Source organism: Nocardia jinanensis, assembly GCF_014645735.1.
GTDB lineage: Bacteria > Actinomycetota > Actinomycetes > Mycobacteriales > Mycobacteriaceae > Nocardia > Nocardia jinanensis.
Window position 1 is genome coordinate 37,848 of the sequence record NZ_BMMH01000032.1, and the last position, 24,473, is coordinate 62,320.

General features: G+C 67.7%; 28 protein-coding genes. 7 read left to right on the forward strand and 21 right to left on the reverse strand.

Annotated elements, in window-relative coordinates; genetic code table 11:
* Positions 1-45: 45 nt before the first annotated feature.
* Complete coding sequence (locus tag IEY68_RS33225) at positions 46-648, reverse strand: TetR/AcrR family transcriptional regulator (RefSeq protein ID WP_058855048.1); 603 nt, start codon at positions 646-648, stop codon at positions 46-48.
* A gap of 102 nt (positions 649-750) precedes the next feature.
* Between IEY68_RS33225 and IEY68_RS33230 the strand changes: the two genes are divergently transcribed.
* Positions 751-1,632 (forward strand): alpha/beta fold hydrolase, encoded by an 882-nt coding sequence (locus tag IEY68_RS33230; protein ID WP_058855049.1) that lies wholly within the window; start codon positions 751-753, stop codon positions 1,630-1,632.
* A 220-nt stretch (positions 1,633-1,852) separates the two neighbouring features.
* Here IEY68_RS33230 and IEY68_RS36990 read toward each other — a convergent pair whose 3' ends face one another.
* Both IEY68_RS36990 and IEY68_RS33235 read right to left on the reverse strand, forming a co-directional pair.
* Positions 1,853-2,287, reverse strand: coding sequence for a DUF6640 family protein (locus tag IEY68_RS36990; RefSeq protein WP_308435007.1), 435 nt, complete (start codon positions 2,285-2,287; stop codon positions 1,853-1,855).
* 46 nt (positions 2,288-2,333) lie between these two features.
* Entirely contained in the window at positions 2,334-3,437 is a 1,104-nt protein-coding gene (locus IEY68_RS33235; RefSeq protein WP_058855050.1) for an FAD-dependent monooxygenase, read from the reverse strand.
* 222 nt (positions 3,438-3,659) lie between these two features.
* On the opposite strand from IEY68_RS33235, the gene IEY68_RS33240 reads away from it, so the two are divergent.
* Positions 3,660-4,385 (forward strand): TetR/AcrR family transcriptional regulator, encoded by a 726-nt coding sequence (locus IEY68_RS33240; protein WP_058855070.1) that lies wholly within the window; start codon positions 3,660-3,662, stop codon positions 4,383-4,385.
* A 259-nt stretch (positions 4,386-4,644) separates the two neighbouring features.
* Here the strand turns inward: IEY68_RS33240 and IEY68_RS33245 are convergent, their stop codons facing one another.
* The 3 genes from IEY68_RS33245 to IEY68_RS33255 form a co-directional block, all read right to left on the reverse strand.
* Positions 4,645-5,028 (reverse strand): phage holin family protein, encoded by a 384-nt coding sequence (locus IEY68_RS33245; RefSeq protein ID WP_058855051.1) that lies wholly within the window; start codon positions 5,026-5,028, stop codon positions 4,645-4,647.
* Between the two features lie 125 nt (positions 5,029-5,153).
* Positions 5,154-5,738 carry a Clp protease N-terminal domain-containing protein gene (locus tag IEY68_RS33250; RefSeq protein WP_058855052.1) on the reverse strand — a complete coding sequence of 195 codons (585 nt, stop codon included), beginning with the start codon at positions 5,736-5,738 and terminating at the stop codon, positions 5,154-5,156.
* On the reverse strand, positions 5,739-5,960 hold the full coding sequence (locus tag IEY68_RS33255; protein ID WP_058855053.1) for a hypothetical protein: 222 nt from the start codon (positions 5,958-5,960) through the stop codon (positions 5,739-5,741).
* Between the two features lie 108 nt (positions 5,961-6,068).
* Here IEY68_RS33255 and IEY68_RS33260 point away from each other — a divergent pair, with 108 nt between their 5' ends.
* A complete protein-coding gene (locus IEY68_RS33260) occupies positions 6,069-7,052 on the forward strand; it encodes an ATP-binding cassette domain-containing protein (protein WP_058855054.1) in 984 nt (327 codons plus the stop codon).
* Positions 7,049-7,873, forward strand: coding sequence for an ABC transporter permease (locus tag IEY68_RS33265; RefSeq protein WP_058855055.1), 825 nt, complete (start codon positions 7,049-7,051; stop codon positions 7,871-7,873). Before IEY68_RS33260 ends, IEY68_RS33265 begins: the two co-directional genes overlap by 4 nt.
* Positions 7,874-7,894: 21 nt before the next feature.
* Here the strand turns inward: IEY68_RS33265 and IEY68_RS33270 are convergent, their stop codons facing one another.
* The 3 genes from IEY68_RS33270 to IEY68_RS33280 all read right to left on the reverse strand — a co-directional run bounded on the left by IEY68_RS33270 (position 7,895) and on the right by IEY68_RS33280 (position 12,935).
* Positions 7,895-11,311: an AfsR/SARP family transcriptional regulator gene (locus IEY68_RS33270; protein ID WP_082681368.1), complete on the reverse strand. Its 3,417-nt coding sequence runs from the start codon at positions 11,309-11,311 to the stop codon at positions 7,895-7,897.
* Positions 11,312-11,409: 98 nt separating this feature from the next.
* Positions 11,410-12,495: an L-cysteine desulfhydrase Cds1 gene (cds1, locus tag IEY68_RS33275; protein WP_063000789.1), complete on the reverse strand. Its 1,086-nt coding sequence runs from the start codon at positions 12,493-12,495 to the stop codon at positions 11,410-11,412.
* Positions 12,492-12,935 (reverse strand): DUF4229 domain-containing protein, encoded by a 444-nt coding sequence (locus IEY68_RS33280; RefSeq protein WP_229719190.1) that lies wholly within the window; start codon positions 12,933-12,935, stop codon positions 12,492-12,494. The genes cds1 and IEY68_RS33280 overlap by 4 nt, the downstream gene beginning before the upstream one ends.
* A gap of 159 nt (positions 12,936-13,094) precedes the next feature.
* Between IEY68_RS33280 and IEY68_RS33285 the strand changes: the two genes are divergently transcribed.
* Together IEY68_RS33285 and IEY68_RS33290 are read left to right on the forward strand one after the other, a co-directional pair.
* Positions 13,095-13,307 (forward strand): BldC family transcriptional regulator, encoded by a 213-nt coding sequence (locus IEY68_RS33285; protein WP_058855057.1) that lies wholly within the window; start codon positions 13,095-13,097, stop codon positions 13,305-13,307.
* A 151-nt stretch (positions 13,308-13,458) separates the two neighbouring features.
* On the forward strand, positions 13,459-13,659 hold the full coding sequence (locus tag IEY68_RS33290; RefSeq protein WP_058855072.1) for a hypothetical protein: 201 nt from the start codon (positions 13,459-13,461) through the stop codon (positions 13,657-13,659).
* Between the two features lie 59 nt (positions 13,660-13,718).
* Here IEY68_RS33290 and IEY68_RS33295 read toward each other — a convergent pair whose 3' ends face one another.
* The 8 genes from IEY68_RS33295 to hemL all read right to left on the reverse strand — a co-directional run bounded on the left by IEY68_RS33295 (position 13,719) and on the right by hemL (position 20,721).
* Positions 13,719-13,943 carry a hypothetical protein gene (locus IEY68_RS33295; RefSeq protein WP_063000787.1) on the reverse strand — a complete coding sequence of 75 codons (225 nt, stop codon included), beginning with the start codon at positions 13,941-13,943 and terminating at the stop codon, positions 13,719-13,721.
* Between the two features lie 167 nt (positions 13,944-14,110).
* On the reverse strand, positions 14,111-15,079 hold the full coding sequence (ccsB, locus tag IEY68_RS33300) for a c-type cytochrome biogenesis protein CcsB (RefSeq protein ID WP_058855058.1): 969 nt from the start codon (positions 15,077-15,079) through the stop codon (positions 14,111-14,113).
* A gap of 88 nt (positions 15,080-15,167) precedes the next feature.
* Positions 15,168-16,787, reverse strand: a complete 1,620-nt coding sequence (gene resB, locus IEY68_RS33305; RefSeq protein WP_058855059.1) for a cytochrome c biogenesis protein ResB — start codon at positions 16,785-16,787, stop codon at positions 15,168-15,170.
* Positions 16,784-17,674, reverse strand: coding sequence for a cytochrome c biogenesis CcdA family protein (locus IEY68_RS33310; protein ID WP_058855060.1), 891 nt, complete (start codon positions 17,672-17,674; stop codon positions 16,784-16,786). Before IEY68_RS33310 ends, resB begins: the two co-directional genes overlap by 4 nt.
* Entirely contained in the window at positions 17,671-17,925 is a 255-nt protein-coding gene (locus IEY68_RS33315) for a hypothetical protein (protein WP_156426200.1), read from the reverse strand. Before IEY68_RS33315 ends, IEY68_RS33310 begins: the two co-directional genes overlap by 4 nt.
* Positions 17,922-18,542: a TlpA disulfide reductase family protein gene (locus IEY68_RS33320; protein ID WP_058855073.1), complete on the reverse strand. Its 621-nt coding sequence runs from the start codon at positions 18,540-18,542 to the stop codon at positions 17,922-17,924. The genes IEY68_RS33315 and IEY68_RS33320 overlap by 4 nt, the downstream gene beginning before the upstream one ends.
* 74 nt (positions 18,543-18,616) lie before the next feature.
* Positions 18,617-19,234 carry a histidine phosphatase family protein gene (locus IEY68_RS33325; RefSeq protein ID WP_058855074.1) on the reverse strand — a complete coding sequence of 206 codons (618 nt, stop codon included), beginning with the start codon at positions 19,232-19,234 and terminating at the stop codon, positions 18,617-18,619.
* A gap of 152 nt (positions 19,235-19,386) precedes the next feature.
* Positions 19,387-20,721: a glutamate-1-semialdehyde 2,1-aminomutase gene (gene hemL / locus IEY68_RS33330; protein ID WP_058855075.1), complete on the reverse strand. Its 1,335-nt coding sequence runs from the start codon at positions 20,719-20,721 to the stop codon at positions 19,387-19,389.
* 169 nt (positions 20,722-20,890) lie between these two features.
* On the opposite strand from hemL, the gene IEY68_RS33335 reads away from it, so the two are divergent.
* Positions 20,891-21,286, forward strand: a complete 396-nt coding sequence (locus IEY68_RS33335) for a hypothetical protein (protein ID WP_058855062.1) — start codon at positions 20,891-20,893, stop codon at positions 21,284-21,286.
* A 9-nt stretch (positions 21,287-21,295) separates the two neighbouring features.
* On the opposite strand, the gene IEY68_RS33340 is transcribed toward IEY68_RS33335, so the two are convergent.
* The 4 genes from IEY68_RS33340 to hemB all read right to left on the reverse strand — a co-directional run bounded on the left by IEY68_RS33340 (position 21,296) and on the right by hemB (position 24,282).
* On the reverse strand, positions 21,296-21,544 hold the full coding sequence (locus IEY68_RS33340) for a hypothetical protein (protein ID WP_058855063.1): 249 nt from the start codon (positions 21,542-21,544) through the stop codon (positions 21,296-21,298).
* A 66-nt stretch (positions 21,545-21,610) separates the two neighbouring features.
* A complete protein-coding gene (gene mce1N / locus IEY68_RS33345; protein ID WP_058855064.1) occupies positions 21,611-22,126 on the reverse strand; it encodes a transport-regulating membrane protein Mce1N in 516 nt (171 codons plus the stop codon).
* A gap of 678 nt (positions 22,127-22,804) precedes the next feature.
* Complete coding sequence (locus tag IEY68_RS33350; protein ID WP_229719191.1) at positions 22,805-23,296, reverse strand: hypothetical protein; 492 nt, start codon at positions 23,294-23,296, stop codon at positions 22,805-22,807.
* A gap of 8 nt (positions 23,297-23,304) precedes the next feature.
* Positions 23,305-24,282, reverse strand: coding sequence for a porphobilinogen synthase (gene hemB, locus IEY68_RS33355; RefSeq protein WP_058855066.1), 978 nt, complete (start codon positions 24,280-24,282; stop codon positions 23,305-23,307).
* Positions 24,283-24,473: the final 191 nt, after the last annotated feature.

Here is a 24,473-nt window from a genome sequence, read left to right on the forward strand (position 1 = left end):
GGGCCACCAGCGCCCCGGATTCCCGACAACCGACTCGGGTGGGCTTCAGTGTTGTCTTCCGAGGATGAGGTCGAGTTGCTGGTCGACGAGTTCGAGTGCCAGCTCGGCTGTCCCGTGGCCTTGGATCATGCCCTGGGCGATCCCGGCGATAGCGGCCGTGATGAGTTCGGCGACGAGATCGATTCGATTCACCGACGGTTCGAGGCGGGGTGCTCGCCCGAGTTGGTCCGCGAGGATGGAGACCAGAAGGCGTGAGGCCGTGAGCGTTTCCTCGGGGGTGATGCCCTGGCCGGTGATCGATGCCGTGCCGAATACTCCGAGAACGATGGTTTCCTCTCGACGCTGATCGTCGAGAGGCAGTAGTTCGGTCAGTACCGCGTGGACGGCTTCGCGGGGCGTCAGGTCTTCGCCCAGACCGGCCCAGCGCTGCGCGAATCGGGCACCGACGTCTTCCATCACCGATCGGTGGGTAGCGAGGAGGAGGTCTTTCTTGGTCCCGCAGTAGTACTGCACAAGGCTCACCGAAAACCCGGCTTCGGCGGCGACCGACTGGAAAGCCACGGCGTCCAATCCGCCACGAACGATGAGTCGCCGCACCGCACTGGTGATCTGCCGCCGCCGCAGTTCGTGGTCGACCAATCGTGGCACCGGTTCACTCCTTGTCGCTGGTTCGAAGAATTCCGGTTTCATAGTATGCCCGTACCATCTAACATAGTATGCTCATACTATAAAACTCGGAGGAGAGAGCTCATGCCGAAGATCGGGCGTTTCACCAGCGACGAGGCGAAGACCAACTTTCTGCGCATCTACGACGCAGGGGCAGAGCGATGGCCGATTCCTTCGACCGTCCTCGACGTCGAGACATCGTTCGGAACGACACATGTGCGCAAGTCCGGAAGCGGAAAGGGCGCCCCGGTTCTGCTTCTGCCCGGCATATCGGGCAACGGCTTGGTGTGGCAGCGGTTCATCGAGGATTTCGCGAGCGAGCGCGTGGTGTATACGCCGGATGTCATCGGGTGGCCGGGTCGCTGTGTGCAGACCGCGCCCGTGCGCGACGGCGCCGACGTGGCGAAGTGGGTGGTCGAGACGCTCGACGGACTCGGGGAGAGTCGAGTCCACTTGGCCGGGAATTCCCTGGGCGCCTGGATGGCCACCATGGTCGGCGTCTACCACTCCGACCGTCTGGCGAGCCTCACCATGTTCGAACCCGGCGGGGCCACCTTCGCCAAGCCGAAATGGAGCCTGCTGCTCAAATTCCTTGCCACCGGCATGCGCCCGACCCCCGAACGCATGCGCAAACTCAACGCATGGCTGACACCTCGCGCCGACCTCACCGAGGACGAGTTCGCGATGGTGATGGCGAGCTTGAAATTCCGGACCGGTATGCCATGGGACCGAGTGCTCACCGACGAAGAGCTGGCAGCCATCACCGCGCCGACCCTGGTGCTGTTCGGCGCCGACACGGTCGTCAACAATCCCGAGATAGGGGCGGCTCGTGCCCGGCAGCACATTCCGTCGGCCGATGTGCAGATCTACCCCGGTATCGGACACGACCTCCTGTGGGCCAACCAAGAAGTGGTGATCCCTCGTTTCCTGGACTTCGCCGACAACCACGATCGAGTCCGGAACTGAACACAGGACTTCCGAGAACTCTGCCCCCGATATCGCGATCGCCCTCGTACAACGCTGTTCGGCCGCCTACCGCGATCTCGACACCGCGGCCGCCCTGAACCGGTAACCACCGAATACGGCAGTCGAGCGAGGCGTGCCCCGGACATGAGTGTCCATAAAAGGGGTTGTTGCCGACACTGGTCGGCCAGGTCACACCTCAGACGGACAGCCCCGATATGACTCAGTGCGGGTCCGGGCGCCGCAGCGATGCCGCGCCGCGGCGCCGAGTAGGGCCGTGAGCAGGATCAGCGCCGAGAAGACCTGGCCGTGCAGGCCGAGAACGAAAACGGTGCGATCGGCGAACTCGGGATCGTAGGTGGCTGCCGGGGAACAGGAGCGCGCCGGCCATCCCGAGCCACGGGGTGGCCACAACTGCTGCGACGCACAGCGTCCGGCCGCGTGCGTCCCGGCCCGGTCGCAGGGCGAGCGCCAGGCCGATGATGCCGAGAAGCACCGTCATCACCATGTATTGAGCGTCGTGGAACTTCGCGTGTGGCGGCCGATTCGGGTTGAAAGCGTGCTGTGCGGCCAGGTCTGGGACAACCAGGTCGGCGAGTACGGCGCCGACCATCGTGATCACCGCTACAGCGGCGATCACGATTCGCGGGAAGGGCATCGAGCCAGAACCTTTCGTATCGCTCGGGGGATAGGAGTTCTGGGGATCAGAGCGTCCAGGTGTAGGCGGGCGTCACCGAACGGCCGAAGAGTGCGCTGGGTAGAAGGGGAAGCGTGGTGTCGCGTAGCGCGGTCACCAATGGTGAGGTCCAGTGCGCGGGCGCGCCGACCCGGCGCGAGAGCTGGGCGATCATCTGGGTGCGGGGCCTGCGGAGGCGGTCGTATTCCGCCAATCCCGCGTCGACGCCGAGGGTGTGCACAGCCGCGGCGAGCGTGACGGCGTCCTCGAGTGCCTGGCAGGCACCCTGTCCGAGGTTGGGGGCCATGGCGTGCGCGGCGTCCCCGAGAATCGCGATTTTCCCGCGGACGTAGGTGCGCAGATTCGGAAGCTCGTAGGTGTCGTGCTGCAGGACGGCATCCGGGCGTGCGGCATCGAGTAGGGCCGGAACAGGGTCGTGCCAGCGCGCGAACCGGTCACGCAGTCGATCCAGCCCCGTACGAGATCCGGCGGGGGCGTTACCCATCAGATAGCAGTAGACGCGGCCGTCGGGCATCGGAAGGTAGCCGAACCGCTCGCCCCTACCCCATATTTCGACGCTGCCCTCGACGACATGAGGCGCGGTGAGTAGGCGCCAGGTGGTGTATCCCACGTAGCGTGGGCCGGCGGCCTGCGGCCAGATCGAGCGTCGGGTCACGCTGTGCAGGCCGTCCGCGCCGATCACGAGATCCGCGCTGGCGGTACCGCCGTCGTAGTGGATCGTGCCGTCGGGCAGTACCTGCCGCACGGTGGTTCCCGGTCGCAGGGCAGTCGCGGGGAGAGCCGCGCGCAGGATGTCCACCAGTGCGGCCCGGTGAATGATCGCCCACCGGCCGAAGCGCCGTTCCAGTTCTTCGATATCGTTGCGGATCAACCAGGCGCCGTCGGCGGCTCGGATGCCCCGCGGCGGGCCGGCCTGCCCACCGGTGCGCAGGAGGCCACCGAGGCCGAGCGTGTCCAGGGCGCGCAACCCGTTGGGTTGGATCGACAGCCCCGCACCGATTTCGGTGATCTCCGATGCGCGTTCGAGTACCTCGACCTCCCAGCCGTGCTGGTGGAAAGCCACCGCGGCGGCCAGCCCGCCGATACCGCCGCCCACCACGAGGGCCTTCATCGCCGAACCTTGCGATCGCAGGCCGACCGGGCGCCGTCACGCATGTGAGCGGATCTGGACTGCCGCCACCCCACCGCCGTCGTGACCACCACAACCGCCAGAAGGACCCACCACCAACGCTCCATAGCAACTCCTTATATGGTCTAGAATATTTAGAGTCATTAAGACACCATAGATGCTCTAGAATGTCAACGATTGCGGTGAACCGACAGGAAGGTGATGATGTCGACCCAGACCGGCGGAAGGCGCGAGCGGCTGCGCAAGGCCACCTTGCAAGAAATCCACGAGGCAGTACGCACACTGCTGGTCGAGCAGGGTCCGGCCGCGGTGACCATCAATGCGGTGGCCCGGCAGGTCGGAATGAGCGGGCCGGCGCTCTATCACTACTACGCCGGCCACGACGCGCTGATCGGCGCGGTGACCGCGGATTTCTTCGACGAGCTGGCCACCGCGATGGAACAGGTCCGCGACGCTCGCGCCCATGCGCCGGTCGGCGAACGCATACTGGCGGTCTGCCGCGCCATGCGTACCTGGGCGATCAGCCACCCGGCCGAGTTCGGCTGGATCTTCGCCGCCCCGATCACCCCACTGAACCGGGAACCGGATTCCGAACGCCATCAGGCCGGCCGGCGATTCGAACGGGTGCTGCTGGACCTGACGATCGAGCTCTGGCAGACGCGCCCGTTCCCGGTGCCCGACCCGGCAGATCTGCCGGCGTCCTTACGCGAACAACTGATCACCTACTCGGCCACGATCGGCGAGCAGTTACCCCCCGCGGCCGCGCACGTCTTTCTGTCCTGCTGGATCCGGCTCTACGGCCTGCTGTGCATGGAAGTCCTGCACCAGCTGGATTTCGCCTACTCCGATCTCGAACCCGTCTACGAGGAATGCCTGCACGACCTGACCCGCGTCCTCGGCCTGGCGCCCACCGATGACGCAAGGCCCTGATTTCGCCGCGGCGACGGACGCGCCGGACAGGACTCCACACGCATGCCCCCACCGGCGCGTTTTCCTGTCACCCCACCGGCGCCACCCCGGGCCGCCAGACACACACCCCGACCCCACCACTCCGCACAGTCAGCACCCGCAGCCGGGGCCCGCCCCGGTACTGGAGCGACGTAGCGAAGGAACGCAGCGACTGAGCGGCGGAGTGACGGCCCGGGGTCGACAGGGCCGACCCCGCGGCGCCGGAGGCGCCGCCGATAGCTCAGTCGTTGTCCGGGATCAGGATTCCGATGGCCCAGTTGACGATCGTGACGATGACGGCGCCCAGGAACGCCGCCCAGAATCCCTCGATGCGCAGGCCGTAGTCGGTGGCCTCGGTGATCCACGCCGTGAGCCAGAGCATCAGAGCATTGATCACCAGCAGGAACAGGCCGAGGGTCAGGATGACCAGCGGCAGCGACAGCAATTTCACGAGGGGTTTGACGAAGGCGTTCACCACCGTGAACACCACGGCGATCGCCAGGAGGACCACGATCTTCGCGCCGTTGCCCTGGTCGGGCGGGGACACGATCTCGATTTTGCCGACCCATAAGGCGGCCAGCCAGATGGCGAAGGCGGTGCCGATCAACCGGAGAACAAGCTGCATATCGTCATGCTAAGCACAGCGGGCGCCGCGCGCCGCATACCGCCGTTTTACGGCCCGCCCGCTATCGGCGTCCGGAGCGCCCCGGGCGGCTGCTCCTTCGCCGGGTTCGGGCGGGCCGTCCGAGTTCAGGCCGCCTTATCGAGGAAGGTGTGTACCTCGCCCCGCAGCCGGGTGATTCCTTCGGAGCCGCCCAGTAGCTCGGCGGCGACCGGGCCGGGCGCGCGCAGGATGCCGAGCAGCACATGTCCGGTCTCGATGGTCTTTTCTCTGCGCGCCAGTGCTTCGCGTAGCGACAGTTCCAGCACCTTCTTCGCGCCCCGAGTGAACGGGATATGGCCGAATCGCCCGCCGCGCCGGCGGCCGCGTAATCCCCAGGATTCGTCCGAAGGTACAGCTCGGTTCAGCGCGTCGGCGCCGAAGTTCGCTTCCAGGCTTTCGCGGACCGCGTCCAGATCGATTCCGATGGAACGCAGCGCCTCGGCGTCGCCGGCTCCCAGCGGTTCGTCCTCTCCGGCGGTACCGAGTGAACGCAGCGCGTTCCGCTCGGTGAGCCCGTTCTGTGCCAGGAGCGTGCGCAGCCGCGGTTCGGCCTGTTGCAGCAGCCCGAGCAGCAGATGCTCGACCCGGATCTCCGGTGAGCGCAGTTCGCGCGCCTGTTCCTGTGCGGCGACGACCGCCATGCGGGCGTTTCCGGCAAATCTCTCGAACATCTATCGACCCCTGCCTCTCCGGGTGTGTTTCTGATGGACCGCCTGTTTGCTGACCTCGAGTGCGTCGGCGATGGCCTGCCAGGACCAGCCCTGGTCGCGGGCGTTGCTCACCTGGATCGCCTCGAGCCGTTCGAGGAGTCTGCGCAGCGCCAGCACCGCCCGTAGACCCACAGCGGGGTCCGGGCTGCCCGCGGCCGCGGCCAGCGTGGTTGCTTCTGTCATATGTCAATTTTTATTGACATCTCCGCCGAATGTCAACAAAAATTGACGACAGGTGGGCGCAATCGCGGCGCAAGAGCCGTGCAAGACGGGAAGAGGACCGTTGCCGGTATGACGAAACACGCATCAGCGACCACGCTCGCGATCGAAGCGAACGACCTGGTCAAGGTATTCGGCACCCAGCGGGCCGTCGACGGGGTGAGTTTGGCCGTCCCGCAGGGGTCGGTCTACGGCGTGCTCGGACCGAACGGGGCGGGGAAGACCACGACCATCCGCATGCTCGCCACCCTGCTGCGCCCCGACGCCGGCAGCGCTCGCGTCTTCGGCCACGATGTCGTCGCCGAACCGGGCGCGGTGCGGTCCCTCATCGGCGTGACCGGCCAGTACGCCTCGGTCGACGAGGATCTGACGGCCACCGAGAACCTGATGGTCTTCTCCCGGTTGCTCGGACTGAGCCGATCGGCGGCCAGAGCGCGGACCGCCGACCTACTCGACGAATTCGAACTGACCGACGCCGCGAACAAACCCCTGAAGAACTTCTCCGGCGGTATGCGCCGCCGGCTGGACCTGGCGGCGGGCCTCATCGCGACCCCGCCGCTGCTGTTCCTCGACGAGCCGACCACCGGCCTGGACCCGCGGACCCGGGCCCAGATGTGGGAGACCATTCGCAGGCTGGTGCGGGCCGGTACCACGGTATTGCTCACCACCCAGTATCTGGACGAGGCCGATCAGCTGGCCGACCGGATCGCGGTGATCGATCACGGCCGGGTGATCGCCGACGGCACAGCCGACGAACTGAAGGCGTCGATCGGCGGTTCCTCGTTGCACCTGACCATCGCCGACCTGTCCCAGCTCGAGAACGCCCGCCGGATCATCGCCGAGGTGTTGCGCGCCGACGTCCAGACCACACCGGAAGCGGGCCGCCTCACCGCGGCGCTACCCGATCCGAACAGCACCACAGATCTCCTGATCAGGCTGCGCGACCGCGATATCGCGGTGGAGGAGATCACCGTGAGCAAGCCCAGCCTCGACGAAGTCTTCCTGACCCTCACCGGCCGCCCGGCCGAAGCCGATACCGAACGGAACGCAGCATGACCACGACATTGACGAAACCCGCACCCTCGGTGGCGGCGCGGATTCCGGAACCGGCAGCCCGCATCGGGCTGCGCAAAACTTTCGACAACACCCTCACCATGGCCTATCGCGGCCTGCTCAAGATCAAGCACAACCCCGAGCAGCTGTTCGACGTGGTGATCCAGCCGGTGATCTTCACCCTGATGTTCACCTACATCTTCGGCGGGGCCATCTCCGGCGATGTGAAAAGCTATCTGCCGGTGATCATTCCGGGCATCCTGGTGCAGACCGTGGTGATGACCTCGGTGGTCACCGGTGTGCAGCTCAAAGAGGATATGGAGAAAGGGGTCTTCGACCGCTTCAAATCCCTGCCGATAGCCCGGATAGCCGCCCTGTCGGGCGCACTCACCGCCGATATGGTGCGTTACGGTATCGCCTCGGTGCTGACCGTGGTGATGGGTTTCATCATGGGATACCGCCCGGAACCCGCCGGTGTTCTGCTGGCGGTGCTACTGGTCGTGGTCTGCTCGTTCGCCACCAGCTGGATCTGGGCTTTCTTCGGTGTGATCGCCAACAAAGCCTCGGCGGTGCAGGGCTATTCGATGCTGGTCATGTTCCCGCTGACCTTCGCCTCTCCGGCATTCGTCCCCAAGGAGACGATGCCGGGCTGGCTGCAGGCGTTCATCGATGTCAACCCGGTCTCTCATCTGGTGTGGGCCTGCCGGGACCTGATGAACACCGGGCATATCGGGATGCACGTGGTCTGGTCGCTGGTGGGCGCCGCGACGATCGTCGCGGTATTCGCGCCGCTGACCGTGCGGGCCTACATGCGCCGCGCGTGACGCGTATGCGTCCGGATCCGCTCACTCGGTCGCAGGCCGAGCGAGCGGGGCCGGCGCACCCGTCCGGGGAACCGCGCCGACCGTATCGATCAATTCCAGGATCCGCGTGGCGGCCACGGTCCGGCGCAACCGCCGGGCCGCCTCGATCGCGGCGGTCAGCCGGAGCTCGCCGAGCTGTTCCCGCCACAGCGCGTGATGCCGCTCCCATCGCATGACCGGATAGTCCTGCCGGCCTGTCACCACCGGTGCCAGCGCGAGTAGTTCGACCCCGGCCTCGGACTGCCCGTCCAGGGCCAGCGATGCCGATCCGAGCGCACAGGCCACCGCACCGATCTGCGGGAGGTCGGGGACCACGCCGAGCCGGTCCAGCGCGGTGACGGCCAGCTCGGGGACCAGCGGCGCGACGTCGGCTATCCGCCCGGCCAGTACATGCGCGGCGACGACCGTCGAACACATCAGCAGTGCCCCCGGCCCGGGAGTGAATTCACCTCCGGGCCAACCCAGCAGATCCAGCGCGCGCCGGAAATGAGCCAGTCCCGCATCGGTATCGCCTTCGGCGAGTTCGATCTCGGCCAGACCGGCCGCGATCGTCGACAACCGGTGGTTGCGGCGAATGGTCGGGTCGTCGATCAGTTCCAGTCCCGCTCCGCCGGAATCGGAAAGGCCCAGTGCTGCGGCGAGTTCTCGCCGCGCCCATACCGGCTCTCCGATTCCCGCCAGACAGACCGCCATGAACGACCGCACCTCGAGGCTTTCGTCGTAAGCCCGGATCCGGTACAGCAGTTCGGCTGCCTCCTCGTAATAGCCGACCGATTCGCGATAGCGCGCGGTCTGGCCGTGCAGCGCCCCCAGATGCTGCACCACCATCGCCCGGCTCCACACCTCCGTCTCGGTGGTGAGCGCCCGAGCAGCCCGCGCGTCGCGACGGGAGGCGAAGATCCGGCCCATGTTCTCCCAGATATTCGCCCGAGCCACCAGCGCGACCACCCTGATCCGCGAATCGTTCGAACGCGCCCCGTTCGCGAGCAGGCGTGCGATCCGGGTCATATCGGCGGGACAGGTGAGCAGCTGCCCGAGGAACCGGAGAGTCCCGTCGATCCCGGTCTCGCGCCGCAGCAGCGCACGCACCCGGAACCGGACCACCGCCAGCTCCCGGACGCTACGGCTCATGAAGGCCAGGTGCAGTGCGGTCATCGCATGGCCGAGCATGTGGAGGTCCGCGTAGGTTCCGGACGCGCGGTCCGGTGGCGGTAGCGCCAACAGCCGCGGTATCCACCCCATCAGTTCCAGGTGTGCTCCCTGTGCCACCCATCGCATGGAGACCGCCGGGAAGACCGCGTACACCGTGTGCCGATCCCCTGCCGCCTCGGCCCGGCGCAGCACCGCGACCAGGTTGTCGAGTTCGGCGACCATGAGCAGGGCGGGTCCGATCTCGTCGCCGGACAGATACCGCTGTGCGACCGCCACCGCGAATTCGCGGGCCCAGCGAGCCATCCGGGACTCCACCAGCTCGATCTCCGCGCCGGTACCGCTGTCCGCGGCGACCAGTTGCTGCTCGCCGAACTCGCGAACTGTCTCCAGCATCCGGTAGCGCACGCCCAGGCCGGGACCGGTCTCGCCGCCTTCGTCTTCCACGACAGTCAGAAGCGATTGCCCGACCAGCCCGTCCACCGCGGCCGCGGTATCGCCGACCTCCGGCCCACCCGCCACCACTTCCGCCGCGTCGAGGGTGAATCCCGCGGGGAAACGGCATATCCGGCGCAGGGCGACCTGCTGGGCCGGCTCCAGCAGATTCCAGCTCCAGGCGATCACAGCGTGCAGCGTGCGATGTCGTTCCGGTGACGTGCGATCGCCGGTGCGCAACAGCGCGAAACGCTGATCGAGCCGTCGCTCGATATCCTCCACACTCATGGTCCGCACCCGGGCCGCGGCGAGTTCGATGGCCAGCGGCAGTCCGTCCAAGGTGTGACACAGCCGGGCAACTACCGCCGCGTCCAATCGCACCGACGGCCGTACCGCGCGGGCCCGGGCGGCGAACAGGTCGGTCGCCGGCGACCCGGCGGGGTCTATCGCCAAGGGGGCCAGCGGGTAGACCGTCTCGGCGGTGATCGCCAGCGGCGACCTGCTGGTGGTGAGCACTGTCAGCTGGGGACAGCTGCCCACCAGATCGGCCACCACCAGAGCCGCGCCCTCGATCAGGTGCTCGCAGTTGTCCAGCACGAGCAGCATCGGCCGGGCCGAGAGCGCGTCGCGCAGCCGCCGACGGCCGTCGGCGGGCGGACGCACCTGCGGCAGTGCGCGATCGCGAACGGTTTCCCCCAGACCCACCGCCCCCGCTATCGCGGTTTCGATATCGACCGCCGCGTCCCGGCTTGTGCCCTCCGGGCGTACCGAGGCCAGTTCCACCAGTACCACCGGCTGGGCGGCCGCCGATCGTGCGGCGAGCTCGTTGGCCACCCTGGTCTTTCCGGCCCCGCCGGGTCCGAGGACGGTGGTCACCCGCGAGATCCCGAGCAGGCGACTCAATTCGGCCAGATCGTCCGCCCGGCCGAGCAGCGCGTTGGGCGCGGCCCGCACCCCGACGGCCGCGGGAACGGGTGGCGGTGCGACAGGATCGGGCCGCTGCTGTTCCACACCGGAACCGAACCGGCCACGCAGGATCACGGTGTTGAGTTCGGTGATCGCGGCCCCGGGATCGGTACCGAGTTCGGTGGCCAGAGTCGTACGCAGGGCGGCGAAAACGTCCAGTGCCTCGTTGTCCCGGCCGGCCGTGGCGAGCAAGCGCATAAGCGTCCGGGCCCGGGCCTCGTCCGTGGGCCGCCGCCGCGACTGCTCGCGGGCGATGGCGACGGCGCCGTCCAGATCGCCGGCGGCCTCCCGGGCCGCCCGCTCTATATCGTCGAGCTTCCCGGCGTATTCCGCGGCCACGGCAGCGAGCTCAGCGGCAGGCTCGCTGCGCGGCAGATCGGTGCCCGGTTCACCGCACCACAGGTTGCGCGCCCGGCCCACGATCGCCAGCGCCGCCGCCGGATCGCCCGCGGCCAGCACCCCGTCGGCCTGCCGCGCCAACTGCTGGGCAGCCGTCAGATCCACCTGTTGCGGACGCAACGCGATCCGGTAACCGGCCGGTCCGGCCTCCAGCGCCCCGTCCGGCAGCGCGGCACGCAGCCGGGAGATCTGGGTGTGCAGGGCGTTCATCGGCGAACGCGGCGGAGCACCGCCCCAGACCTCCTCGATGAGCGCGGCGGCACTGCGACTGCGGCCCGGCCGCAGGGCCAGCGCCACCAGCAGCAGCCGGGCCCGGGTCCCCGGCAACACCACGAGTTCGGTGTCCCGGCGCAACGCGATACGGCCCAGCAGCGTCACCACGAGCGGTTCGTCCGTGGACGCCGGGGTCACGGGAGGACGGCCGTGCGAGCGGCCCGGATCGAGAACCATACCGACGTCATCGTAAAGAGCGCACGGCCGGAGCGAACGCGAAGGTACGCATGCGCTGCCCGGCCCGGGGAGCGTGCCCTCACCACCCGGCCGTGACGTCAGGCCGGCCACCGGCCGGTGGCCAGGAACTCCTCCAGGACCGCGGTCGGCCCGGTCAGGTCCCAGCCCTGGCCCGCGACCCATTCGTCGCTGAAATAGGTGCCCGCGTACCGCTCGCCGCCATCGCACAGCAGGGTCACCACGCTGCCGCTGCGCCCGGCTGCCAGCAGCTGCGCGATCAGCCCGCACGCGCCCCAGAAGTTGGTCCCGGTGGAACCGCCCACCCGCCGTCCCAGTGCCCGGCCGGCGAACCTGGCCGCGGCGATAGAGGCGGGGTCGGGTACGTGGATCATCCGATCCACCACCTCCGGTACGAACGAGGGTTCCATCCGTGGCCGGCCGATCCCCTCGATCCGCGACGGCATACCGGTCGTGTAGTCACGCAGGCCGGTCTCATAGGCCCCGTAGAACGCGGAGTTGTCCGGATCGACCACGGCCAGGCGGGTCGGATACCGGCGGTAGCGCAGGTATCGGCCGATGGTCGCGCTGGTACCGCCGGTACCGGCGCCCACGACGATCCACTCCGGGACGGGATGGGTCTCCAACTCCAGCTGATCGAAGATCGACTCGGCGATGTTGTTGTTCCCGCGCCAATCCGTCGCGCGTTCGGCGTTGGTGAACTGGTCCAGGTAGTGGCCGCCGCATTCGGCGGCCAGCCGGGCCGCCTCGGCATACATATCGGGCGGTCGCCGGACGTAGTGGCACCGCCCGCCCTGAGCTTCGATGAGGGCGATCTTCTGCGGCGAGGTGTTGGCCGGGACCACCGCCACGAAATCCAGGCCGAGCAGCTGGGCGAAATACGCCTCGCTCACCGCGGTCGAACCGGAGGATGCCTCCACGATCGTGGTTCCCTCGGTGATCCAGCCGTTGCACAGGGCATACAGGAACAGCGACCGGGCCAGTCGATGCTTCAGACTGCCGGTGATGTGGGTGGATTCGTCTTTGAGATAGAGCTGCACATTCCAGTCCACCGGCAGCGGATAACGCAGCAGATGGGTATCGGCGCTGCGCTGGGCGTCGGCATCGATGAGCCGGACAGCCTCGTCGGCCCAGTCGCGCGGGTTACCGCGGGCGCAGGATTTCACGCCGGGCCGCTGGAGTCGCCCGGGTCCCCCCGCTTCTTATCCGCTTCCGGCGCGCGCTCGGCCGTGGTCCCTGATTCACCCGCGGCGGGTTCCACCGGTTCCTCGGCCGTGGTGTCGCCGCGCAGCCGGGCCCGCAACTGCGCCTTGTCCCGGCGGCGGCGTTCGTCCACAGCCGCGATATCGGAGTTCACCTTCCCCCGCAGACCCTTGAACAGGGTGAGCGAGAGCGGCAGCGCGATGACGATTGCGAAGAGGATGGCGACGATGAGCGGTATCTGCACCGTGGCAACCGCCGCCACGACCATGATCACGACGGTGAGTATCGCGACCAGCACCAGCCGGGCCAGGGTGTAGAGCGCCAGGTTGCGGGCCAATCGGCGGCCCGGCGACGTACCGGGCCGGGGGGCGGTCGGTTCCTCGGATGGGTTCGCGTCACTCACCTGACCAGCGTATGCGACGAGCCGGACCCCTCCACACCGCGTATCCGTTTTGTCCATTACCTCCGCTTTACCAACAGTAGGTGGTTCGAACACCCGGGGGTCGCGGTGCCACTATGTCGGAATCCGATGAGAAAACGTGACGAAACAGAAAGGTTTGCCATGACCGCGATCGCCGTGGGGGTGCAGGAGAACCTGTTGACCCCGGGCCAGGTTGCCGCCCTGTTCCACGTAGACCCCAAGACCGTCACCCGCTGGGCGCATGCGGGCCGGCTCGGTTCGCTGCGCACCCCGGGTGGACACCGCCGGTTCCGCGAATCAGAAGTGATGCGACTGCTCGAATCGCTCACCACCGAGGCGACCATACGCGGGTAGCCGAGCCACACCGCACCCACACAGGGCAGCTCGGCCGCCCCCCTTCACCGCGGCTGAGCTCGACCCGGGCAGCACGCCGACCATCGCCACCTCGGCCGCCCATACCCACCGGCGGCTGCGAGGGTTAACCTCGTTGGAGGAGGTGAGCCACGTGATGTACCTGTTGGCACTCATCGCGATCGTGGCGATCGTGGTGTTGTGCTGGAAGGCTTTCGGCCCCGGGCGTAGCACTCCCGCTCCGGGACCGGCCCGAAAGCGTGTTCTGGGCCCGGATGACGATCCCGAATTCCTCTGGCGTATCTCACGTCAGCAGAAACACCGGGACGGCGATCCGGGATCGGCAGAACACTGATCGCCTCGCCCTCATAACGCCCGGCCGCGGGATTTTCCCGCGGCACGGCAGGGGCGGGTTCAATCGCCGGTGCTGTCCAGTTGCGGCAGCCCTTCCACCGCCCGTAATTTATCCGCGACCACGGCCAGGCGTTCGAGCGCTTCGGCAGGTAACCCCACCGCCGTCCGCACCAGTCTGAGCAGGGAGTCGGGCTCCAGACCACAGATGAGCGCGTTATCGGCGGCCACAGTTGTGCAGTATTCGGCATCGCCGCTGTTATCCGAACTGGAATTCTCCGAATCCACTGCCGCTCTCCTCATTGCTCGCCGCGCTATGGAGGGGAAATGACCGGTCACACCCGATAAATCGCAAGCCGGGCCTTGTACAGTTCAGCAAACAACTCGACCGAACAATAGCAACCGTGCATTGCAGCGGAGTAACGATCATTACGGCCGGAGAAATAGCCGCCCGATCAGGTCAGGCCGGAGTAGCTGTGCAGTCCGGAAACGACCAGATTGATGATGAACAGGTTGAACAGCATCGCGACGAATCCGGCCACATTGATCCACGCGGCTTTCGTATCCCGCCAGCCCGAGGTCGCCCGCGCGTGCAGGTACGCGGCGTAGAGCACCCAGGCGATGAACGAGCAGGTCTCCTTGGGGTCCCATCCCCAGAACCGCCCCCACGCCGCCTCGGCCCAGATGGCACCCAGGATCACCCCCGCCCCGAAGAGCGGGAAACCGATGATGGTGGTGCGGTAGGCAAGCCGATCGAGGGCGCGGGCATCGGGCAATCGGCGCGCGATCACCCCCAGGATGTTCGCCGATTCCGCACCCTCGGGCTGACGCAGCCGGTACAGGAACAACAGGCTCGCCACCCCCGACACCAGAAACACCCCACTGCCGAGACTCACGATCGTGACATGCAGCGGCAGCCAGAACGAACGCAGCGCCGGTACCACCGGGGCCGCGTCCGTATAGAGCATCGTGCCGCCGAGGAACATCAGGATCAGCACGGGTACGAGCAGGAACACCCACATCGCCCGATAGCGCGCGTCTCGCATGAAGACCAGACCGACCACCGCGGCGGCCGCGGTCGCCATGGAAACGAACTCGTACATATTGCCGAGCGGGAAACGGCCGGTCGAGAAACCGCGCAGCACGATCGAACCGATATGCAGGGCCACCGCCACGAACAGCACCGAGAAGGCGATATTTCCGAGCCGCTCGGACAATGGCACCGCCGGCGCCTCGTCGATCCTGCCCGGGGTCCCGCTGCCCGCCGCGACGCCACCGGCCGGAACCATCTCCCGATCGCTCACCTGCCGGACGCGTGCCGAGGCGTACTGCACGATCAGTAGCACAAGCACCAGCGCGTACACGACGATCGCCGTCTTGTAAGCGAGGTCGCTGTAGCCGGCGAGCGTGTCGTCGATCGGCATCGTTGCATCTCCCGTGTTCGTACCGCGGTGCTCGTCGGGCAGTTCCTGCCCGTGCGTGGGTCACCCACGCATGTTCTCGGGGCGGCGATCAGTCGCCGGACGCGTCCAGCAGGCGGTGCCGCAGGCGGTCGAACTCCCCGCCCCAGCCCGCCTGATCGGTGCGGGCCAGCCCGCCCATCTCTACTACGACGCGTCGTTGCTCTACGGTACCCTCCGGGGTCACCCGCAACCAGACCCGCCTCCGCGAAACCAGCAGCGAGACGAGCAGCCCGCCCATCATCACCAGCGCGCTCACCAGCACCCACTGTTGCGCCGGGTCGTGCGACACCTGCAGGTTCACGAACTCCTCCGCACCGTCGAAACGCACCTCGGTACCGTTGGGCAGCTTCGTGGTCTCACCCGGCCGCAGATTCACCCGGGCCTCCTTGGTGAGCCGGCCCTGCGCCACCATCTCCTGATCCAGCGCGAAGATCGACTGCGGACGCCCGGTGTCCAGACCGGTGTCCCCGCGATAGACGTCCACCGCGACCGCGGGATCGGTCAGCTCGGGGTACACCGAAGTGAGCAGCGAACCGTGAAAACTGGCCGTCGGCGCGAACAGACCCTCGATCGCGATCTGGTTCTGCCGCCGCTCGGCATCGGTGGCGAACATCCCACCCGGCGGATCGATGCGCAGCACCCCACTGGAAAGGAAGGTCTGCATATCGTTGGGCTGCCACTGCACGGTTTCGGTGCGCTTCTCGCCGTTCGGGAAGGTCACGGTGAACGTCGGCGCGTACCCGTGCCCCTGCAGATAGACCCGGTCCCCGCCGACGCGCAGCGGATGATTCACCTTGATGGTCGTATCCCGCCAGGTACCGGCCGCGAGATCCGCGCCCTCCTGATACGAGATATCGGAGGTGAACATCTCGGCCTGACCGTTGTCGAGATAGTCGGCCCGGAAGTTCTTCACCTGCACGCACATCGGCGTCATACCGGTTCCGTCGTTCACGTTCCCGGCGCGGAACGAATCGAACACCGCCGGTGAGGTCGTGCAGAAACCGGGCCCATTGTTCGCGATGACGATGACATTGCCCTCGTAGCCGAACAGCTTCCCGGCCGCGATGGCGACCAACAACCCGACCAAGGCCAGGTGGAAAACCAGATTGCCCAGCTCGCGGGTGTAGCCCTTCTCCGCCGACAGCGTCACCTCACCGTCGCGCTCACCGGGCCGCATCGCGGTACGCCAGCCGCGCAGCCGGGTGCGGGCCTGTGCGGCGATCTCGTCCGGGGTGCCGTCGAGCACCACGCGATGGTGGTGCGGCAGCCGCGCCAGATTGCGCGGCACCCGCACCGGCGGGGTCCGTAGCGCGCGGTAGTGGTCCACCGTACGCGGCAGGATGCAGCCCACCAGCGAGATGAACAGCAGCACATAGATCGCGGTGAACCAGAAGCTGGAGAATACATCGAACAGTTCGAGCCGGTCCATCCACTCACCGAGCACCGGACGATCCGCGATATAGGTCGCGACCTTCTGTTCGTTCAGGCTGCGCTGCGGCAGCAGGGCCCCGGGGATCGCGGCCAGCGCCAGCAAGAACAGCAGGACCAGCGCGGTCCGCATACTGGTGAGCCCGCGCCAGCCGTTGCGCACCAGCGCGAAGGCACGGCCGAGCGGGGATTGCCGGGGCGGATGGACCGGGGGCGCCTCGGGATGGTCTGTCACGGTCATATCGGCAGTGTCACCTCGGCGACGAATCCGTCGCGCACCCAGCCGACGAACTGATCCCAGGCCCCGGTCACCAGGGCCGCGCCCACCGCGACCAGCAGAATTCCGCCGATCACCTGGATTCGGCGGGAATTACGCCGCAACCATCCGACCCCGCGCAGCGCACTCGCCGACCCGAAGGCCAGGATCACGAAGGGCAGCCCGAGCCCGAGGCAGTAGGCAATGATCAAAGCCACCCCGCGGACCGCGGTCGTGCCCTCGGTGCCGGCGGCCACCGCCATCACACCGGACAGTGTCGGGCCCAGGCACGGGGTCCAACCCAGGGCGAACACGGCCCCGAGCAGCGGCGCCCCCGCGATCCCGGCGAGCCGCCGGGGCTCCATCCGGGTATCGCGTTGCAACGCCGGGATCAGGCCCAGAAAAGCCAGGCCCATCACGATGGTGGCCACGCCGCCCAGGCGCTGCAACAGCTCCCGGTTGACGTTCAAAGTCTGGATGAGTCCGAAAACGGTCGCGGTGGCCAGGACGAACACCACCGTGAAACCGGCGACGAACAGCCCCGCCGCGCCCGCGACCCGCAGCCGAGCCGAATCGAGGGTGAGCGCCGGGCCGGTATCAGCGGTCGCGGGGGTTTCGGTGAGCACCGCCGTGGTGGCGCCGCCCGCGGGCGCCGTACTCCGGCGGCCGCGGGCCTGGTCCACGGTCACCGGCGGCGCCTGCGCGCCCACCAGGCCGGCCAGATAGGACAGATACCCCGGCACCAGCGGCACCACACACGGCGAAGCGAACGACACCAATCCGGCCAGTAGGCAGGCGCCGAGGGCGAGCAGCAACGGCCCCGTGGCCGCTGTCTGCTGAAACGATTCCCCCACTCCTGCCAACAGCGTCAACGCGAACTACGCTCCGATTCGCCCTCGGAGTTGTTCGCGCGCCGCTCGTCACCGCGGCCACCCGGTGCGGTCGAGCCCCGGCCACCCGACGGGCGCGAGCTCGATACCCGCCGGTCGCTGCCGGGCGGCTGGGGCGCGGGCTGTAGCTCCCACGAACCGAGCGAGGACTTCACCAGCACCTCGGCGCGGACCCCGCGCGGTGGCCGGGTCGCCCCGTAGCGGCGTACGCCTCGGGATCGAAGACTTCTCATGATGCTCCCTCCGCGGCGATGCGCTGCACCACCGGTAAAAGATCTTCTGCGAGTAGGGCGCGCAAGAAAACTGCCGCCACTCGGTGGTCCCGATCCAATATCAGAGTTGTGGGAATGACACTGGTCGGGAAATTTCCACCGAGCGCCAGTAACGTGCGCATCGACGGGTCGTAGACCGACGGATAACCGACATGGTTATCGATAACGAAATCGCGTGCTTTGTCCTGCTGGAAATCACGGACATTGATCCCGAGGAAAGCGACCCCGAGATCTTCGGTCTGTTCGTAGACCTGTTCGAGCGCGGGGGCTTCGCCGCGGCAGGGCCCGCACCACTGCCCCCACAGATTGATGACGACCACCTGGCCCGGGAAATCGTCCACCGCGACGTTCTTGCCGTCGTCGGACATCAGGTCCGGGCCCGCGAGCTTGCCGATGGTGCCGCGGGCGGACGGCGGATCGTAGAAGATATCGGTCTGTCCACCCGGTGAGACGAATTCGAAGGTACCGCCGGTGGCCACCGCGTCGGCTCCGGTCGAGCAGGCCGACGCGGTCAGACACAGCAACGCGGCGAGCGCCGGCAACAGCCGGAACCCGAATCCCGCGGCACCTCGTCTCATACGCTCTGCCTTCCGGCGCACGAACGGACCCACTGTGTGGTCACGCTGCGCTACCGCCTCCGGGCGCTGACCGTTCATGCGCCGTGCACCGTCGGATCCGAACCGCCCGCGGGCTCGGAGTAGACGATATCGACCAGTGTGTCGCCCCGGTACACCAGCGAGGTGAGCGAGGCCAGACCGCACTGCCGGGAACGCGGATCGTGCCAGAGCCGCTGCCCCTGCAGGAACCGGCGCAATGTCCACACCGGAAGCTGATGGGAGACCAGCACCGCCTCACGACCGGCCGATTCCACCCGGGCCTTGTTCGCCGCGGCCAGCATGCGGTGCGCGATCTGCAGGTAGGGCTCACCCCAGGACGGGGTGAACGGATCGCGCAGCTTCCACCAGTGCCGGGGTTTGCGCAATGCGCCGTCACCGACCGACACTCGCAGGCCTTCGAAGGTGTTACCGGCCTCGATGAGGTTCTCGTCGGTGCGCACGATCAGCCCGTGTTCACCCGCGATGGGTTCGGCGGTCTCCTGCGCGCGCTGCAGCGGCGACGCGATGACCAGGGCGATATCGTGGTCGGCCAGCGCCCGCGCGACCGCGCCGGCCTGAGCCCGCCCGGTCACCGACAGACCGAAACCGGGCAGCCTGCCGTACAGGATGCCGCGCGGATTGTGCACCTCGCCGTGTCGCAGCACATGGACTATGGTTTCGACCGCTTCGGAATCGGCCGCGCCGGCGGACGGCGCGGACGCGGCGACCGCACCGGAGGTCGCGAGATCGGCGCCGGTGTCCGGCGGGGACACCGGGTCATCCCGGTCGTCCGGGGCGGTGGATACGCGCTCGGGGTCGGGCTTGCTCACGCGCGAGTTCCTTCGGGTGTGGCGCTCGCGGCCGCTTCGGCGGCGACGGGCAGGGCTGCGGCGATTCGGTCGAACGCGGCGTCGTCGAGCGCGGCCGAGACGAACCAGGCCTCGAACGCGCTGGGCGGCGCGTACACCCCGCCGTCGAGCAGCGCGTGGAAGAAGCCCGGGTAACGCCAGGTTGCGCTCGCCTTGGCGGCGGCATAGTCGAGTACCGGTTCATCGGCGAAGAACACGCTCACCATATTGCCCGCGAACTGCACCCGATGCGGGACCCCCGCGCCGGTGAGGGCGTCGGTGAGCAGAATCCCGAGCCGTTCGCTGTTGTGGTCCAGCGCGGCGTATACGGCGTCGTCCGCGGCACGCAGGGTGGCGAGCCCGGCCGCGACGGCCACCGGGTTCCCCGACAGGGTGCCCGCCTGATAGACCGGGCCCAGCGGTGCCAGCCGGTCCATCACCTCGGCCCGCCCGCCGAACGCGGCCGCGGGCAGTCCGCCGCTCATCACCTTTCCGAAGGTGTAGAGGTCGGCGGCCACCGGATCGAGTCCGTACCAGCCCGACGCGCTCACCCGGAAGCCGGTCATCACCTCGTCCATGATGAGCAGCGCGCCGTGGTCGGAGGTGATCCGGCGCAGCCCGGCATTGAAATCGGGCAGCGGCGCGACGGCGCCCATATTGCCGGCGGCGGCCTCGGTGATCACCGCGGCGATCTCGCCCGGGTTCGCTTCGAAGGCCGCGCGTACGGCGTCCAGGTCGTTGTAGGGCACCACGATGGTGTCGGCGGCCTGCGCCCCGGTGACGCCGGGGGAGGTCGGGAGCCCGAAGGTGGCGACTCCGGAACCGGCGTCGGCCAGCAGGGCGTCCACATGGCCGTGATAGCAGCCGGCGAATTTGATGATCTTGGTACGTCTCGTATAGCCGCGCGCCAACCGGACCGCACTCATGGTCGCCTCGGTGCCCGAGTTCACCAGCCGCACCTTCTGCACCGGAGCCACGCGCTCGACGATGAACTCGGCCAGTTCCACCTCGCCCGGCGTCGGCGCCCCGAAGGACAACCCCGACCCCGCGGCCTCGCGAACCGCCTCGACCACCGCCGGATGGGCGTGCCCGAGGATCATCGGACCCCAAGAACACACCAGATCGACATAATCGTGACCGTCGGCGTCGGTGAGACGACAGCCCCGCGCCGATGTGATGAACCTCGGCGTGCCGCCCACCGAACCGAAGGCCCGCACCGGGGAATTGACCCCACCGGGAACAACCGCTTCGGCTCGCTGGAAAAGCTGACTGGAGGCCGGCACTGCCGTACCGGCCACGCGCAGAGAACTCACGGCCTCCAGTTTGGCAGCCCGCCACGGCGGCGTCGACGACAGGGTGCGCATACGTGACACACGCCGCCGAGACGACACTTACCGACCCAAATACTGCGGGGTCAGGACCCGAGTGCGTAGTCTGCAGTCTGCACGGATCAACAGCGGGTCACCGGCCAGGGAGGTCGTTTTGCGTATTGCCTCGAGTACTGCGGCTCTGTCTCTGGTCTCGGTAGCCTTCGGAATCCTGGCAACCGGGCTCGGCGCGGGAACCGCCGCGGCCGTCGAGCCGGTCGTGGATCCGGACAATGCTCGCGCCGGCTTCCGATTGAGCCAGCCCGAAACCGCGGCGCTGGCCGCGGGTCCGATTCCGGCGCTGGTGGACCATGTGGTCCCACCCTCCCGGATCGGCGCCGGGCTCGACAGCGAGACCCGCCTCTACCGCGACGAGAACGGCGCGGTCCACGCCTCGCTGCGCCAGGTGATCCTGGAATCGGCCGACAACGACGGGACGGTCCTGGTATTCCTCCACGTCCCCGGCGCGCCGCACGGCCGGGTGTTCGATATCTACCAGCAGTGGCGCTGACCCGGCCATTCAGACCCGCCGGGACCTCCGGACGAGCCGGGCCACAGCGTCGATGACCGCCGACCCGGCACCGGCCACCAGCAGCATCACCAAGAACAACCAGGGGCCCACATAGCGGGTCGCGGTGTAGGCCGGGACATCACCGGTCGCCGGGACGTCGGTGTTGCGCAGCCCGAGGTTCCAGCAGAGCGCGGCCAGAGCGATCGCGAGGACCGCCAGCACGATATCGGCGGCCGGTAGGACGAGCGAGCGGTTCACAGGTCTCCTCATGTCGGCGGCGACTCGAATACGACCACCCGATGTTGCCCGCGCGGGACCCGATAATCAATCGTCGCGACCGGTACCAGGTTCGGAATCACGATCGGTGCCGGGCGCGGTGACCACCTGGTTCAACGCCGACCGCAACGCACGATGATCCTTCGCCCAGGTACGTATCAGCTCACCGTCGGTACGGCGCAGCCCGATCGCGGTACGCCGCCGCGGAACACCCGTCAGCTCACCGAGCGCCCGGCCGTCCTCCCAGGGTTCGTCGGCATCCACCGGCAGCACCGCGGCGATGGAGCGGACCGGTGTCGTCTCGGCACCGTTGCGCAGGAAACCGTCCGTGAGCTCGACACTGACATGGGTACGCGCCGCATACACCTGTAAGACCGCGAATCCACTGATCAATACCGCGCAGAACAGCAGGGCGAACCAGTGCGGCGTAACTCCGGCAGCGAGCTCGGCAGCCAGGAGCAGTAGACAGATCAGGGGGCCATAGGCGACAGCGCGCCAGCGCGCCCCCGGCTCGGAGAAGAGAACCTCCCCCGCAGCCTCGGTGGTATCCACTCGATCAGACATAATGGAACCGACCGGGAACGAGGACCACTCGTATCAGCCGATAACGCCGGGGATCAGCAGAACCGCGACGGTGAGGACCCCGAACAGGACCAGAAGAGTCAATACGAGCATGTCGCGCCGAATACTCTGTGGCTGTTGGATCACCACTCGCATCATTGCCTCCGATCCCCGGACGGTGAGGTCTCCGTCCTACTGACCGGGTACCCGAGGCCGCCGGTTGGCATGTCCTCTGTGACAGCCCTCACCATACATGGCGGAATACCGGGAACAAACTCTGTGTCTTTGGCGGCGCCTTCGGCGCCGCGGGGCGGGGCCCTATCAACCCCGGTTCTTCACTCCTACGCTCAGTCGCTGCGCTCCTTCGCTACGTCGCTCCAGAACCGGGGCGGGCCCCGCCGACTGAGGTTGACAATCCGGAGTAGACGGAAGGGGGGTGTGGAGGTGTGCCTCGACCGGCCTGGGGAAGCTCGCGACTCTGGAAGTGCTCAATAGTCGCTGAAACTCTGGACGGTCGGCCGCATGCGTCGCGATCAGTCGCTGCGCTCCTTCGCTACGTCGCTCCAGAACCGGGGCGGGGGCCTGCCACTGAGCTGGACCATTCGGAAGGAGTGTGGATTCCGGGTGAGCATTTGTGGCACCCGGTATCAATGCCCGGGTGGGAAAGCCGGCTTCGGGATGTTACGGGCTTCCGGGCTTACCCGGCCCACGCGGAGGCAGGAACCATTTCGCCGACTCCGGCCGCTGGCAGAGGAAGATCGCGCCACCCGCCAGTACCGCCTGCACGATGGACGCCGCCCCCGACAGCACCGGCCCCGCACCCTCCACCACCCCGATGGAGAACAGCGCGATGACCCCGGTGATCACCAGCCAGACTCCGACGAAGGTCAGCAGGGTCCGCGCCCACAGCTTTCCCTTGCCGAGTTGATGGACCACCAGCACCCCCAGCGCGGCCACCGCCAGCCCGAGGACCACCCCCAGGATCGCCCCGACCGTCACCAGTAGATCGACCATCGCCGGTGTGATCTGGGGATCCGTCGATTGCATCCGCTCCCGGAACTCCGCGCTGAACCGCTCGCGGTTGGTCAGGGTATCGGCCAGGGATATGAACAACCGGCCCACACCCAGACCGATTACGCCCCACCACAGTTGCCGCGCGGTGGTGATGTCCACCGGCGGTGTCACGATAGCCAGAGCGCCGCCTCCGTCGCCCAATAGGTGAGAACGATATCCGCGCCCGCGCGGCGGATACCGGTCAGCGATTCCAGTACGGCATCGCGGCGATCGATCCATCCGTGCTCGGCCGCCGCCGTGATCATCGAGTACTCCCCCGAAATCTGATAGGCCGCAACGGGAACCGGCGAACGGTCGGCCACCTCGCGCAGGATATCGAGATAGGACATCGCCGGTTTCACCATGACGATATCGGCGCCCTGCTCCAGGTCCAATTCCAATTCCCGGATCGACTCCCGGCGGTTGGCCGCGTCCTGTTGGTAGGTCCGGCGATCGCCCTGCAGCGAGGATGCCACCGCTTCCCGGAACGGGCCGTAGAACGCCGACGCGTACTTCGCCGCGTAGGCGAGGATCGCGGTATCGGTCCGCCCCGCTTCGTCCAGCGCATCCCGGATGGCGCCCACCTGGCCGTCCATCATCCCGCTCGTCCCGAGCAGATCGGCACCCGCTTCGGCCTGCGCCAGCGCCATCTCCACGTACCGCTCCAGGGTGGTGTCGTTGTCGACTGCCCCGGATGAGTCCAGTACGCCGCAATGCCCGTGGTCGGTGAACTCGTCGAGGCAGGTATCGGCCATCACCACGGTGGAATCCCCCACCTCGGCGGCCAGCGACCGCAACCCCCGGTTCAAGATACCGTCCGGGTCGGTCGCCCCGCTGCCCACCGGATCCTTGTCCTCGGGCTTCGGCACCCCGAACAACATCAACCCACCCACGCCGGCGGCGACGGCCTCGGCCGCGGCCTTACGCAGCGAATCCAGCGAGTGCTGGTGCACCCCCGGCATCGAAGAGATCTCCCGGGGCTCGGACAACCCGTCCGCCACGAACATCGGCAACACCAGATGCCGCGGCTCCAGACTGGTCTCGGCCACCAGTCGCCGCAACGCCGACGTACGCCGCAACCGCCGCGGACGCTCGATACCGCTCATGCTGTCATTATGCTGTGTTTATTTGCCCCGCCTTCGGCGGGGCGGGGTCGGGGCCCTATTAACCCCGGTTCTTCACTCCTACGCTCAGTCGCTGCGCTCCTTCGCTTCGTCGCTCCAGAACCGGGGCGGGCCCCGACCACTGAAGCCGACCATCCGGAGAAGACGGAAGGCACGCGCGGGAGTACGCCTGG

What these genes read in the sequence shown, in the direction of transcription:
- IEY68_RS33235 (WP_058855050.1), bottom strand. Translation starts at nt 3,437, where the DNA reads ATGAAGGCCCTCGTGGTGGGCGGCGGTATCGGCGGGCTGGCCGCCGCG.
- IEY68_RS33320 (WP_058855073.1), bottom strand. Translation starts at nt 18,542, where the DNA reads ATGAGACGAGGTGCCGCGGGATTCGGGTTCCGGCTGTTGCCGGCGCTC.
- IEY68_RS33315 (WP_156426200.1), bottom strand. Translation starts at nt 17,925, where the DNA reads ATGAGAAGTCTTCGATCCCGAGGCGTACGCCGCTACGGGGCGACCCGG.
- IEY68_RS33270 (WP_082681368.1), bottom strand. Translation starts at nt 11,311, where the DNA reads ATGGTTCTCGATCCGGGCCGCTCGCACGGCCGTCCTCCCGTGACCCCG.
- IEY68_RS33265 (WP_058855055.1), top strand. Translation starts at nt 7,049, where the DNA reads ATGACCACGACATTGACGAAACCCGCACCCTCGGTGGCGGCGCGGATT.
- IEY68_RS33285 (WP_058855057.1), top strand. Translation starts at nt 13,095, where the DNA reads ATGACCGCGATCGCCGTGGGGGTGCAGGAGAACCTGTTGACCCCGGGC.
- IEY68_RS36990 (WP_308435007.1), bottom strand. Translation starts at nt 2,287, where the DNA reads ATGCCCTTCCCGCGAATCGTGATCGCCGCTGTAGCGGTGATCACGATG.
- IEY68_RS33240 (WP_058855070.1), top strand. Translation starts at nt 3,660, where the DNA reads ATGTCGACCCAGACCGGCGGAAGGCGCGAGCGGCTGCGCAAGGCCACC.
- IEY68_RS33245 (WP_058855051.1), bottom strand. Translation starts at nt 5,028, where the DNA reads ATGCAGCTTGTTCTCCGGTTGATCGGCACCGCCTTCGCCATCTGGCTG.
- IEY68_RS33250 (WP_058855052.1), bottom strand. Translation starts at nt 5,738, where the DNA reads ATGTTCGAGAGATTTGCCGGAAACGCCCGCATGGCGGTCGTCGCCGCA.
- IEY68_RS33255 (WP_058855053.1), bottom strand. Translation starts at nt 5,960, where the DNA reads ATGACAGAAGCAACCACGCTGGCCGCGGCCGCGGGCAGCCCGGACCCC.
- ccsB (WP_058855058.1), bottom strand. Translation starts at nt 15,079, where the DNA reads ATGCCGATCGACGACACGCTCGCCGGCTACAGCGACCTCGCTTACAAG.
- mce1N (WP_058855064.1), bottom strand. Translation starts at nt 22,126, where the DNA reads ATGTCTGATCGAGTGGATACCACCGAGGCTGCGGGGGAGGTTCTCTTC.
- IEY68_RS33230 (WP_058855049.1), top strand. Translation starts at nt 751, where the DNA reads ATGCCGAAGATCGGGCGTTTCACCAGCGACGAGGCGAAGACCAACTTT.
- resB (WP_058855059.1), bottom strand. Translation starts at nt 16,787, where the DNA reads ATGACCGTGACAGACCATCCCGAGGCGCCCCCGGTCCATCCGCCCCGG.
- hemB (WP_058855066.1), bottom strand. Translation starts at nt 24,282, where the DNA reads ATGAGCGGTATCGAGCGTCCGCGGCGGTTGCGGCGTACGTCGGCGTTG.
- IEY68_RS33260 (WP_058855054.1), top strand. Translation starts at nt 6,069, where the DNA reads ATGACGAAACACGCATCAGCGACCACGCTCGCGATCGAAGCGAACGAC.